At 50.6% G+C, this 13,158-nt stretch carries 9 protein-coding genes; 8 read left to right on the top strand and 1 reads right to left on the bottom strand.

Translation table 11 applies throughout. The features are described from left to right. Window positions 1-28: 28 nt before the first annotated feature. Genes DWU89_RS03290 through DWU89_RS03280 form a run of 3 tightly spaced genes read left to right on the top strand, consistent with a single transcriptional unit; the run spans window position 29 to window position 6,956 of the window. On the top strand, window positions 29-2,029 hold the full coding sequence (locus tag DWU89_RS03290) for an FAD-dependent oxidoreductase (RefSeq protein WP_115498253.1): 2,001 nt from the start codon (window positions 29-31) through the stop codon (window positions 2,027-2,029). A 51-nt stretch (window positions 2,030-2,080) separates the two neighbouring features. Then, complete coding sequence (locus tag DWU89_RS03285; protein ID WP_115498252.1) at window positions 2,081-5,086, top strand: FAD-dependent oxidoreductase; 3,006 nt, start codon at window positions 2,081-2,083, stop codon at window positions 5,084-5,086. A 7-nt stretch (window positions 5,087-5,093) separates the two neighbouring features. After that, window positions 5,094-6,956, top strand: coding sequence for an FAD-dependent oxidoreductase (locus tag DWU89_RS03280; protein ID WP_115498251.1), 1,863 nt, complete (start codon window positions 5,094-5,096; stop codon window positions 6,954-6,956). Window positions 6,957-7,082: 126 nt separating this feature from the next. Here the strand turns inward: DWU89_RS03280 and DWU89_RS03275 are convergent, their stop codons facing one another. Further along, window positions 7,083-9,056, bottom strand: coding sequence for a family 20 glycosylhydrolase (locus DWU89_RS03275; protein ID WP_115498250.1), 1,974 nt, complete (start codon window positions 9,054-9,056; stop codon window positions 7,083-7,085). Between the two features lie 87 nt (window positions 9,057-9,143). Here DWU89_RS03275 and DWU89_RS03270 point away from each other — a divergent pair, with 87 nt between their 5' ends. The 5 genes from DWU89_RS03270 (at window position 9,144) to DWU89_RS03255 (ending at window position 13,011) form a co-directional block, all read left to right on the top strand. Continuing rightward, on the top strand, window positions 9,144-9,869 hold the full coding sequence (locus DWU89_RS03270; protein ID WP_115498249.1) for a tRNA threonylcarbamoyladenosine dehydratase: 726 nt from the start codon (window positions 9,144-9,146) through the stop codon (window positions 9,867-9,869). A gap of 7 nt (window positions 9,870-9,876) precedes the next feature. Then, on the top strand, window positions 9,877-10,533 hold the full coding sequence (locus DWU89_RS03265; RefSeq protein WP_115498371.1) for an ABC transporter ATP-binding protein: 657 nt from the start codon (window positions 9,877-9,879) through the stop codon (window positions 10,531-10,533). A 23-nt stretch (window positions 10,534-10,556) separates the two neighbouring features. Beyond that, the gene (locus DWU89_RS03260; RefSeq protein WP_115498248.1) at window positions 10,557-11,930 is read left to right on the top strand and encodes a sodium-dependent transporter; all 1,374 of its coding nucleotides are present in this window, start codon (window positions 10,557-10,559) and stop codon (window positions 11,928-11,930) included. An 81-nt stretch (window positions 11,931-12,011) separates the two neighbouring features. Continuing rightward, window positions 12,012-12,173, top strand: coding sequence for a hypothetical protein (locus DWU89_RS20585; RefSeq protein WP_158543316.1), 162 nt, complete (start codon window positions 12,012-12,014; stop codon window positions 12,171-12,173). Window positions 12,174-12,261: 88 nt separating this feature from the next. Then, window positions 12,262-13,011, top strand: a complete 750-nt coding sequence (locus DWU89_RS03255) for a helix-hairpin-helix domain-containing protein (RefSeq protein WP_115498247.1) — start codon at window positions 12,262-12,264, stop codon at window positions 13,009-13,011. Window positions 13,012-13,158 lie beyond the last annotated feature (147 nt).

Raw genomic sequence — 13,158 nt, 5'->3', positions numbered from 1 at the left:
TCCTATTCTAACTTAGAATTAACTATATATGAAATACACTATTATTTCTCTTATTCTATGCATATCCTTGTTCTCCTGCCATTCGGAAAAACAAGAAAACATATCTTCTATCAAGGAAGTTGACATTTGTATTTATGGTGGAACCTCGGCAGGCGTTGTAGCCGCCTATTCCGCTAAAAAGATGGGAAAATCCGTTCTCTTGATAGAACCTGGCAAATATCTGGGTGGAATGACTACTGGTGGATTAGGTGCTACCGATATTGGAAACAAATATGCAGTTACGGGATTGGCACGCCTGTTCTATCGCCGCATCGGAGAACATTACAACAAGTTTGAACAATGGACATTCCCTCCCAGTGTAGCTACTGCCACTATGATGCGCTTTGTGAAAGATGCGGATTTAGATGTGTTATATTATCGCCGTATCACAGAGGCATCCGTACAAAACAAAAGAATAGAGGCTATTACACTGGAAGATTCACAACAACCGGATGAGAAAACACTCATTAAAATCCGGGCCAAACAATTTATCGATTGCTCATATGAAGGTGACCTCATGGCAAAAGCCGGCGTTTCTTACTTTACGGGACGCGAAGGGAATGATGAATATGATGAAACACTCAATGGCGTTCAAATGTCTGTCTGGCACCAGTTCCCGGACGGGGTGGATCCTTACCTGAAAGAAGGAGATCCGAACAGTGGCCTCTGTTGGGGAATCCAACCTAACACATTGCAAGAACGGGGCAGCGGAGATAAACTTATACAAGCTTACAACTTCCGTTTATGCCTGACTGACAACAAAGAGAACCAACGGCCGTTTGAAAAGCCGGAAAATTACGATCCTGCTAAATATGAGTTATTGGCACGCGCTATCCGCAAAATGGACCTGCATATAGACAACTACCTGTTATTTAACTGGGGAGTCATGCCGGAGAATAAATACGATGTAAACAACCGGGGACCCTTGTCAACAGATATGATCGGAATGAATTATGATTATCCGGACGGTGATTACGCAACCCGGGAAAGGATCTGGCAAGAACATGTTGACTATACAAAAGGACTTCTTTATTTCCTCACACATGACGAGCGGGTTCCGCTTGAACTTCGCGACCAAGTCTCCCGCTTCGGATGGGCGAAAGATGAATTTGTCGATAATGATAATTTCCCTACCCAACTATACGTGCGTGAAGCGCGCCGTCTGAACGGGGAATATATCATGACGCAAAAGAACTGCCAGGGAGAGGAAACAGTAGGCGATGCGATCGGGATGGCAGCCTACGGAATGGACTCGCACAACTGTCAGCGTATCGTTACAAACGGCATGGTGAAAAACGAAGGAGACGTGGAATATCACGGTTTTCCGCCTTATCCCATCTCGTATAAAAGCATTACGCCTAAACGTGAGGAATGCACCAATCTACTGGTTCCCGTATGTGTATCTTCCACTCATATTGCTTTCGGTTCAATCCGGATGGAGCCGGTATTTATGGTATTGGGGCAGTCGGCAGCCGTTGCATCCGCATTAGCCATCGACGACAATACGGATGTGCAAACAGTCGATGTAACCAAATTGCGCCGGATATTGAAAGAAAATCCGTATCTGGATGGTTCCACACCGGAAATACAGGTCGATGACAGCGAAATTGATAAAGTAAGCAGCGCAGGCGGTTGGCGAAAGAGCTTCGGCCCCCATTATAAAAACAGTTACTTCTGGTCCGCAAACTCAAAGAACAATTGCTCCTTTACCTTTATGCCCATCATTAAAAAAGCAGGCACATACGAAGTTTTCTTCTACTGCACGGCTCTTGCCGACCAGCAAATGCCGGAGGTCATGGCCTTCGATATAGCATGCAAAGAAGGGATCAAGCAGGTGGAAATATCTCCCAAATCCTATAAAGGCTCATGGGTGAGCTTAGGTGCATACGCTTTTGACAAGGGTGACAGGTTATCTTCTGTCACAATCGACGGCCATCGCTCAAAAGGTGCATTATTTGCCGATGCAATTATATTAGTTCCTAAAAAATAAAATCCTTATCTTTATGGCTTCTCATAAAGACCTTTATAAAAAGAAAATACCATGATTACACGACGTGATTTTTTAAAAGTAACGGCAGCCGGAGGAGCATTAGCTTCGTTAGGTAGCGTGACAGAAGCGAAAGCGACGATGCAGGCAGTGGTTCCGGATGACGGATTCTGCCATGAAACGCAACGGGAGATTCCCGTCATTGCCGATGTCGACTTGGTCGTGGCCGGAGGAAGTTCCCGCGCAGTCGCAGCAGCAGTCGCAGCAGCTAAAACCGGCTGCAAGGTCTATCTGATCGGCTATATGCCTTATTTGGGCGATGATATATGCGGCGCATTCCTTTATGATCGTCAAAAAGACGAAACAGCCCAGACCGCTCTTGCCCGCAAACTTTTTGAAGAAGTCAAATCATTCAGGCCTTTGCATTACAAGACAGTGCTGGAGAACGAACTCATCGATAACAATGTTGATTTCCTGTACAGCAGCTACGTTACCAACCTGCTGGTAGACGAAAAAGGGAAACCGGCAGGCGTCGTCATCGCCAATCGCTCCGGCAGACAGGCAATCCGTTGCAAAGGGATTATCGACGCGACCCATAATGCTTCCGTTGCCCGAATGTCGGATATCCAGGTTAAAAACGCAGGACAAGGGACTGTCGAATTTAACTATACAGTCGTAGGTAACGGAAAAAAAGAATCGGCAAACATCACTCATGCAGAAGTCTTGCCGTTGCCGGTCCTGTCCGGCGGGAAAGAATATCCGGTGACACGATACACCTTCCTGATGCCATTGAAGAACGACTCCTACGCCGCTTTAATGGAGATCGAACAAACGGTGAGAACCCAGACTTGGGACCCGGACCAGGTAGACAGCTCAGATTTGCTATGGTATATCCCCCAGCAGGTCATTACCAGCAAAAAAGCATGTAACGAAGTATCGGGAAGTATCAGGCAACTCCCGATCGAGGCATTCCAAGCCGAAAAGTATCCGAACCTTTGGATATTAGGTCCTTGTGCCGAGCTTCCGAGAGAAAGCATGAAAATCGTTATGCGTCCTATCAATGCCGTATTTTTAGGCGAACTCTTGGGAGAAGAAATCGGATTCCGGACCCAACTTCTTTCCATGCCTGCCCAGGCAATCGTATATCAAAAGAAAGTAAACGCCTCCGACTATGGACAAATCGGAGAAGTCCTCCAGCCTCTCCGCCCCCTTCTTCATAAGAATACCGTCAACTCGCCTGCCGGAGCATTACCCGTATTGGGTGAATATGACGTTGTCGTCCTTGGAGGGGGAACGGCAGGAGCTGCCGCAGGTATCTCGGCTGCCCGGCAAGGGGTCAGTACACTGGTACTTGAATATCTGCATGGGTTAGGCGGAATGGGGACAATGGGGCTGATCGGCTGTTACTGGGACGGCTTCAGGGAAGGTTTCACGGCAACCATCGATAACGGTGTACACGAAATGGCACCGGAAAACCATCCACGCCAACAAAAAGACTGGAAGAATCGGGCGGTGTCCGACTGGAAAATGGAATGGTACCGGAAAGAGCTCCTGAAAGCAAACGGGCAACTCTGGTTCGGCGTACTCGGATGCGGTGCATTGGTCGAGAACAATCAGGTAAAAGGGCTTGTCGTGGCAACTCCTTTCGGCCGGGGCGTTATCCGGTCAAAAGTATTGATCGACAGTACCGGAAGTGCAGATATCGCCATTGCGGCCGGAGCGCCGTTCGACTACACCGGCAAAAAGACACTTGCCGTCCAGGGAGCCGGAGCCGGTAAACGCGATCCGGGCGACTCCTACAATAACAACGACTGGTTGTTTATCGACGATACAGACATCTTGGACGTGTCACGCACCTTCATCCAAGCCAAAGTGAAGATGAAAGGCCACTACGACATCGTCAAGGTTCCACAAACACGCGAACGCCGGCGAGTAGTGGGCGAACATATCATCTCGGTCTACGATGTGCTGAACCACCGCCGTTATCCGGACACCATCTCATTCCACCAAAGTTCTTTCGATACACACGGAATGATTGTAGATCCTTACTTCCTTCTCTCCCCACCTATGAAGCGGCACATGATCTACGATGCCGATGTCCCGCTCCGCAGCCTCCTGCCCAAAGGACTGGAAGGTATTCTGACAACAGGGCTGGGAGCCAGTGCACACCGTGACGCGATGCCGGTTATCCGGATGCAGCCCTGCCTGCAAAACCAGGGCTATGCAGTGGGTTACCTGTCCGCACAATGTGTAAAAGAGAATAAAGCACTCCGCAAAATAGACATCAGGAAGATACAAAAACACCTGGTCCGGATCGGCAATCTGCCGGAACGTGTCCTGACCGATAAGGAGTTCAAGGGCTTCAGCAACTCCGACATGCAAAAGGCCGCCCAATCGGCTTCAGACAACTACAAAGGGCTGGAAGTTCTCTTCTCCGACCCGGAACGTTGCCGGAAGCTAATTGACAAGCAATTCAGCCAGACAAGCCTGCCGGACGAAAAAGCAATCCTCGCCAGCATCCTGTGCATGCTGGGAGACAAGAAAGCCGCACCAGCCCTGGAAGAAGCGATCCGCCAGTACAAGAACTGGGATCAAGGCTGGCATTACACGGGTATGCACCAGTTCGGCATGAGCCTCAGCCATCTCGACGCCCTGATCACGGCACTTGGAAAAACAGGAGAGGCATCCGCTTTACCAACCCTCTTGAATAAAGCCGGGCAGTTGACCCCGGAAGACTGTTTCTCACACTTCCGTGCCATTGCTATGGCCACGGAGTCTATCGGTAACCGGGACGCCGTTCCCGTATTGGCAAAGATGCTGACCACTCCCGGCGTCCGTTTCCATGCCATACAGTCTTATAAAGAGGCGCAAAGCAGTGTTGTTCCGGGAGATATCGATACCTCCACCCGTAACCGTGCACTAAAGGAACTGCATCTGGCAAGAGCCCTTTACTTATGCGGAGACGAAAACGATATCGGTAAAACGATATTGGAACAATATGCCAACGGCCTGCAAGGTCATTACGCCCGTTATGCATACGAAGTATTAAACAGTAAATAAATGATTTATGAAAAAGAAAGCGATCCTACTCTCCTTCCTGTTAGGTTGTACGAGCCTGTTTGCCCAATCCTCCTACGACCTCGTCATCGTAGGCGGGAATCCGGGGGGAATCATGGCTGCCATTTCGGCCGCCCGTATGGGTAAAAAGTCTGTGATCCTCGAACGGACCCGCTATGTCGGAGGGCTTCCCGCCAACGGACTGGGGGCGACAGACATTGCAACCCGCGATGCAACGACCGGACTGTTCCGGGAGTTTGTCGACGGAGTCCGGCAATACTATGTCGACACCTACGGCCCGAACTCCGAACAGGTGAAGATGTGCAGCGACGGATACCACTTCGAACCCTCTGTCGGCGCCCGTATCTTCCAAAAGATGCTGGACGGGCAGAAAGACAAAATCACCGTCCTCACCATGCGCCAGTTCGATGCGGAAGATGAAAACATCATCATGCACGACAACCGCATCGAACGGATTCGTATCCTGAACCGCGAAACCGGAAAGATGGAAGAATACAGCGGAGACGTCTTCCTCGATGCCACCTACGAAGGTGATCTCGGAGCTGCCGCCGGAGTGCCCTTCCGTACAGGCCGCGAAGGACAAGACGAATTTGGCGAACCGGGTGCCGGACGCGTCTACAAATACTGGGGCGGACCGGAAGGCGATGGCAGCACGTTCCAACGGGACAATGCCGTCCAGTCCTATAACTACCGCCTCTGTCTGACTAACAACCCGTCGAATCGCATTGCCTTCGCAAAGCCTGCCCGTTACAACCGGGAAGACTATGCCTCCATCGTGGAAGACGTCTGGACCGGACGTAACACCGATGCCGCCATGCAGCGCGTCACCGACGAGATGATGGAAGCGAACCGCCGGCACATCAAAGCCGGTAACCCGTCCCAACTTCCGGGCGACAAATGGGGCATTGCCAAAATCACCAATATTGTCCACGTCCCGAACATGAAGACAGACGCCAACAACCAGCACGGCGTCTTCGTCTCCACCGACCTACCGGAGGAAAACTGGCCTTGGCCGACCTCTTCCTGGGAATGGCGCGATAAGTTTGCACAGCGTCTGCGCGAATATACGGAAGGGCTCTTCTGGTTTGCCCAGAACGATCCAGAACTGCCCGCCCACTTCCGCAAAGCCGCTAAAGAATGGGGACTCTCAAAGGATGAATATACAGACAACGGGCATTTCCCGCGTCAGGTCTACGTGCGTGAAGGCCGCCGCTTCGAAGGGATGTATTTCTTTACCGCCAACGATGCCATCCCGGTGACGATTGGCAGCCGTCCGCCCATACACGAAAGCAGCATAACAGCCAGCCACTATGCACTCGATTCGCACGCAGTACGGAAAAGAGAGACGGGACGTATCCATCTGGACGGTTTCATCAGCTACCCGTCCGCCGTTTATACTGTTCCTTATGGCGTGATGGTGCCTAAAGAGGTGGACAACCTGCTGTTGCCCGTTCCCGTTTCAGGTTCACATATCGGATTCTCCACTCTGCGCATGGAGCCTTGTTGGATGGCAATGGGACAGGCTGCAGGCATCGCTTCCGCCCTGTCGATAGACGAGAAGGTGAAGGTGCAGAACATCGATCTTTCCGCCCTCCAGGACAACCTGGTCAACCAGAAAGCGACGCTGATGTATTTCAAAGATGTGGATTATACCGATCCTCACTTCCGCATGGTTCAATACCTGGGCCTCCGCGGTTACCTTCCCGAATGGAACGCCCGCTTGCAGGAGCCGATCGATGCAGCCACACTAACCGCCTGGAAGCGATTGAGCGGTCTCGACCTGACAGGCTTCGAAGCCGGCAAGACGACAAGACTCACCGTCCTGGAAAACATTTACCAGGAAATTAAATAAGAGGATGTGTCAAACTGCCCGGTTCCCGCGCTTGACGCGGGATCGCATCAGAACCGACCGTATAATCAAATTATCGATAAGGCCTGTTCTCTTGCGGCCCCGCGTCAAGCGCGGGGACAAGTTTGTTTACATCTCCGGCTTGCAATAGTTCAGCACTTCCACATTGCGAATCGAACTCTTGAAACTTCCCGCTTTCTCCAATGGGAAGACCAGCGTACGGACGTAGTTCATCGAGTCCTTGCCGGCATTGAAGTAACGCTTTTGGATATTCAGATCTTCCTTTAGCTTGCCGTCGATATAAAGGCGGGTAGACTTTTCGTCACCGGTAATCGTGACGGTTGCAGTCTCTTCGGGATAGAACTGGTAATTGAACGTGTTCAGATAGCCGTCACGGGCAAAGCCTAATTTGCCGGAAGCCGGATCGGAGAGATAAAAGACTGCGTCCGGCGAGCGGAACAGCTCTGTCCCCTTTTCCTCGGGGGCTGCTTTGATGTCAAAAGAAACGGTGTAATGGTAACCGATCTCCTTCAACCCTGTCGCCATTCCCGGCGTCAGTGTTTCGAGGTTATAGACGGCACGCGGTTCGGTACCGATACGGCCGGCTACGTTCACACCCGGAGCTTCACTGATTGACCGGCGGGCGCTGTTGAAGTCTTCATAAGGAGTCGTGCAATCTTTTCCGGTCCACATCTTTACCGCTAACGTTTGCATGGCCGGAAAGACGCGATAGTGAATATCCTTCGTGCTGATCCCGTTGCCGGCATGGTCGTTCCAGACGGCAAACATGCCGCCTTTGATCTGCTTATGTTTTTCGGGGAACACCTCTTTCCCGATGTGCGCGGGCGTCCATTCCTTATACAGCATTTCGGTGTTCAGGTAATCATAATAATAACCGGCTGCCGGGACGATATACAGATAGCCGTCGGGGATACTGATCAGGTCATAGCCTTGCTTGATCATCTCCTTCGGATTAGCATAGCCGTTATACCAGGCGCTCATCAGCACGTTTTGGGATTTGACGGGCGTATCGCCTTTTGCATGTGTCAAAGCTCCCCAGACACAGGCCTGCTTGCCGAAGCCTTCGACAAAGCGGATATAATGGTCGGTGAAGGCACGGAACTTCTCGACCACATCTTTCTTCTTATTCGAATATTCGTCCGTGCCGATATGCACGCGTTTACCGGCAAAGACGGGATTGCGTCCTTCCAGGTATTCGCGGAAGAGGGCGTCGACGAACTCGTATGTTTCCGGTTTGAACAGGTCGAGGTGATCCATGCCGTACTCTTCACTGCCAATCTCCGGCTTATACTGCGTCAGGGCAAGGGAATGAGCCGGAACGTCTATCTCCGGAATAATCTCCACACCTAAGCTGTCAGCCAGTTGTTGAAGGGCGATAAACTCCTTCTTCGTATAGAAGCCATCGCGGGCGGTCAGGCCGGGGAAGGTTTCGCATTCCAGGCGGAAAGCGGAATAGGTCTTGTTCCAGTCATGATTGTAGTATTGTTTGAAGGCATTGTCGTTCAGGTGGATCTGGAAAGTATTCATCTTGTAATAAGCCATCATCTTCACATAATCGCGCAGCATGCTCATCGGGATGAACTTACGGCCGCAATCCATCATAAAGCCACGGATGGCATAGTCGGGATAATCGCGTGCCGTGCCTTTGGGCAACGCCTGGCCAGCCTCTTGTTCGGACATCTGGAGCAAGGTGCGGGTAGCCCAGTAAAGCCCTTTACTCTTGGGAGCGGTCACGGTGACACGGTCAGTGATCTTCAGGTTGTAGCCTTCTTCACCCAAGCGGCTGTCGGAAGAGAGAGTGAGGACGAAGTCACCCGCCGATGCACCGCCCTGCACGACCTTCATCTGCCGGCCGAACATCAGCTCGTAGTCTTCGGCAAACTGCGTGGCAACACGGGCTACAGCTGGGTCTTTACCGGTGTAGACAATACGGGAGGTTGCCGCCGGGGTAAACATTCCCTGGCTCCCTCTCCACTCCTGAAGTTCAGGGATGACGAACGGTTTTTTGTTGTTAGCGGCGTCTGCCTTTCCGGGCAATAATAACAAGGCTGCAGAGAGCAGCCAATAAAGTTGTATCTTCATAGGTATTTGAATTAAAATGTGACAAAGATATATAAAAGAACGGACGTTTCTGATTGATTTATTACTTTTGCAACCAAAATCTTTCTAATGAGTTACAATTGGAACACGCGGACGGAACTTTTGTTAGGCGCCGACCGGATGGAACAGCTTGCACATAGCCATGTATTAGTCGTCGGATTAGGGGGCGTCGGCGCTTATGCTGCCGAACAGATATGCCGGGCTGGAATCGGACACATGACGATTGTCGATGCCGACACCGTGAACGAGAGCAACATCAACCGGCAACTTCCGGCCTTGCATTCCACATTAGGGATGCCGAAAGCCGAAGTCATGGCCCGTCGTTTATTGGATATCAACCCGCGTCTGAAGCTGACCGTTATCAACGAATTCCTGCGTGACGAAAGGACGGAAGAGGTGCTTTCCGCCACCCGATACGATTTCATTGTCGACGCGATCGATTCCCTCAGTCCGAAAGTATTCCTCCTGTATCATGCTCACAGGAAAGGGATTCCGGTCGTCTCTTCCATGGGGGCGGGAGCCAAGACAGACCCGTCGCAAGTCCGGATTGCAGACATATCTAAAACCTGCAACTGCGCCCTGGCAAAAGCCGTACGCAAACGGCTACGCGGACTGGGCCTGAACAAGGGGATTCCGGTTGTTTTCTCCACAGAGATTGCGAATCCGGATGCTGTCGTAGAGATCGAAGGCGAACAGTGCAAACGCACGACCACCGGAACTGTCTCGTATATGCCGGCGATATTCGGCTGCTATCTGGCATCGTATGTTATTAACCAGTTGAAAGTTGAAAGTTGAAACTGATATGATAAAGACAGAAGGAATAACCAAGAGCTTCGGCTCCCTGCAAGTACTGAAAGGCATCGACCTGACGATAGGCGAAGGCGAGGTTGTCGCCATTGTCGGCCCGAGCGGAGCAGGCAAAACAACCTTGCTGCAGATTGTCGGGACATTGGATGCGCCCGATAGCGGCAAACTATATATCAACGGGACGGAAACCGTACGTCTTTCGGAAGAAAAGCTGGCAGCTTTCCGGAACAAGAACATCGGCTTTGTCTTCCAGTTCCACCAGCTTCTGCCGGAGTTCACGGCTTTAGAAAACGTGATGATCCCCGCCCTTATCGCCCGCGAAAAGCCGGCTGTGGCAGAGAAAAGAGCTAAAGAGATACTGGACTTCATGAGTCTGGCCGACCGGATGTCACATAAACCGAACGAGCTTTCAGGCGGCGAGAAACAGCGCGTAGCCGTAGCCCGCGCCCTGATCAACAATCCGTCCGTCATCCTCGCCGACGAACCCTCGGGCAGCTTAGACACCCGCAACAAAGAGGAATTGCACAAGCTATTCTTCGACCTGCGCGACCAGATGCACCAGACCTTCGTTATCGTCACGCACGACGAACAACTGGCAAACGACACGGACCGCGTAATCCACATCAAAGACGGCGTAATTCATAATTCATAATTCACAATTCATAATTCAACTATATGTCCCATCATCATAACAGAGCAACATTTGGTAGTAAAATAGGTGTAATCCTGGCAACAGTAGGCTGTGCCGTCGGACTGGGTAATATCTGGCGGTTTCCTTATATGGTCGGTTCCAACGGAGGAGCAGCATTCCTCCTTATCTACATCATTTGCATTATCTTATTAGGGCTTCCGGTGATGATCACAGAGTTTTTCATCGGACGTCATTCCCGCAAAAACGCAGCCGGCGCCTTCAAGGTTATGGCACCGGGAACAAAATGGTCTCTTATCGGCTACAACGGCGTACTGGCGGCATTCCTGATCCTGGGCTTCTACTCGGTAGTGGCAGGCTGGACGCTCGAATATATCATGCAAGCACTGGACGGTTCACTAACGGGCAAAACAGCGGCCGAATTCAAACTGGACTTCGAACAATTCTCATCCGGGATCGTACGGCCGATAGGCTGGACAATTGCCTTCATCGCCCTGACGCATATCATCATTATCTCCGGCGTAAAAGAAGGTATCGAACGGGCATCCAAAATCATGATGCCCATGTTATTCCTGATTCTGATTGCCCTCTGCATCCGTTCGGTCACGTTGCCGAATGCCGAGAAAGGGTTGGCATTCCTGTTCAATCCGGACTTCAGCAAAATCTCCTCGTCGGTTGTGCTCAGCGCAATGGGGCAGGCTTTCTTCTCGCTTAGTATCGGAATGGGATGCCTGATTACTTACTCGTCCTATTTCAAGAAAGACACAAAACTCCAGACAACGGCCCTGCAGGTCACAGTCCTGGACACGCTGGTCGCTATATTGGCAGGAGTGATGATATTCCCGGCAGTATTCAGTTTCGGCATTGCTCCGACAGCAGGTCCCGAACTCGTGTTCATCACACTACCGAACGTTTTCGAACAATTGCCCTTCGGCTGGATCTGGTCCACTGTCTTTTTCGTGCTGCTCGCCTTGGCGGCTCTGACTTCGACAATCTCGCTTCATGAGGTAGCGACAGCCTATGTACACGAAGAATATCATATTTCACGAAAAAAGGCGGCCTGGTTCGTTTCAGGCGGCGTGCTGACATTAGGGATTCTCAGTTCGCTCTCATTCAGCGTGCTGAAAGAGTTCACGATCGGCGGCTTGATTTTCTTTGATGCGCTGGATTACCTGACAGCAAAAATAATGCTCCCCTTAGGCGGTATGCTGATCTGTATCTTTGTCGGAACACGTGTCGACCGCAAGATCCTGAAAGCCGAGTTGACGAACGAAGGAACCGTCCCGTTCCATTTCTTCAACACCTACGCCTTCTTCATGAAGTACATTGCTCCGGTCGCTATCGGCCTGATTTTCCTCAACGAGTTAGGGCTGATCAACAGGATTATAAAACTGTTTTAAAATACCCCGAGAAGTTCCTTGCATATCTGCAGGGAACTTCTACCTTTGTGAAACAGTACTCATTTAATAAACAATCGCCTTATGGAAATCAAAACCATCAAGAAAAAGAGAAAACTACTTCCCGGTCTTGACATGACGCAGGAAGAATTAATGGCACGCGTCCGCAAAGCGGAGGAAGGACCATTCTATACATTGGAAGAGTTCAAACAAAAGATGCAGGAATGGAAAGCCCAAAAGTACTGAAGTACTCGATATAATTTCTTATCGGGAAAGTATTTCAAAGATACAGAAAAGACGACAAATAAAATTATAACAAATACAGCCTCTTACTATGAACTGGCGAGACCTTCTCTATTTCTCCAAAGGCGAAAGGCGGGCGTTGACCTTGCTGCTTTGCCTGATTACAATCTCTTGGATTTTATTGCTTTGGACGGGTAAAAAAGCGATGCCTGTCGCTTTGGAAACGGATGCCCATCGGACGGGAAAGCGACTGGCATCGGACGAAAAACAGATCATCACTGGAAAAGACATATCCGAAAGGGAAAGAGATTCTATCCGAAAGGAATCCGAATTACATCCGAAGGGGAAGAAAAATACCCATAAAGAAAACGCTCCTTTCCCAACAAAGAAAACACGAAAAGAATACAAGCCATACGTCCGGACAGAGAAGTTCCCGGAAGGGACGCTTGTCGAACTGAATGCAGCCGACACGACCACCCTGAAGAAAGTTCCCGGCATCGGCAGCACCTTCGCCCGCCGGATTGTGAAATACAGGGAACTGTTGGGCGGATTCTACACCGTCGGCCAATTGTCGGAAGTGTATGGCATCGACGAAGAGCGCTATACTGCCCTCGCCCCCTGGTTCTTCACCGACACACTGTACATCCGCAAACTGAATGTCAACGCCCTGCCCGCCGCAGACCTCCGCCGTCATCCTTACCTCGACTACCGGCAGGCAAAAGCCATCGAACAGCTCCGCAAACAAAAAAGCAGACTCTCCGGATGGGAGAACCTACAACTGATAGAAGAATTTACAGATATGGACAGGAAACGGCTCAGGCCATATCTGTCGTTCGAATGAGAAACTGAGACTAAAAAAGGGCATCCTCTCGGACGCCCTTTCTCATTCAATACTAAAACTCTCTTATATCTGGATTAGTATACATTTACCTTGGTAACAATCGTATTGCCGGCATTGGTTAATTTCACAATGTAAATGCCATTTGTT

The sequence above is a fragment of the Parabacteroides acidifaciens genome (genome assembly GCF_003363715.1).
Taxonomy (GTDB): Bacteria; Bacteroidota; Bacteroidia; order Bacteroidales; family Tannerellaceae; genus Parabacteroides; species Parabacteroides acidifaciens.
This window is presented reverse-complemented; position numbering and strand designations above follow the sequence as displayed.

Coding starts and splice junctions, on each gene's coding strand:
- DWU89_RS03285 (WP_115498252.1), top strand. CDS start 2,081: ATGATTACACGACGTGATTTTTTAAAAGTAACGGCAGCCGGAGGAGCA.
- DWU89_RS03275 (WP_115498250.1), bottom strand. CDS start 9,056: ATGAAGATACAACTTTATTGGCTGCTCTCTGCAGCCTTGTTATTATTG.
- DWU89_RS20585 (WP_158543316.1), top strand. CDS start 12,012: ATGGAAATCAAAACCATCAAGAAAAAGAGAAAACTACTTCCCGGTCTT.
- DWU89_RS03265 (WP_115498371.1), top strand. CDS start 9,877: ATGATAAAGACAGAAGGAATAACCAAGAGCTTCGGCTCCCTGCAAGTA.
- DWU89_RS03280 (WP_115498251.1), top strand. CDS start 5,094: ATGAAAAAGAAAGCGATCCTACTCTCCTTCCTGTTAGGTTGTACGAGC.
- DWU89_RS03255 (WP_115498247.1), top strand. CDS start 12,262: ATGAACTGGCGAGACCTTCTCTATTTCTCCAAAGGCGAAAGGCGGGCG.
- DWU89_RS03290 (WP_115498253.1), top strand. CDS start 29: ATGAAATACACTATTATTTCTCTTATTCTATGCATATCCTTGTTCTCC.
- DWU89_RS03270 (WP_115498249.1), top strand. CDS start 9,144: ATGAGTTACAATTGGAACACGCGGACGGAACTTTTGTTAGGCGCCGAC.
- DWU89_RS03260 (WP_115498248.1), top strand. CDS start 10,557: ATGTCCCATCATCATAACAGAGCAACATTTGGTAGTAAAATAGGTGTA.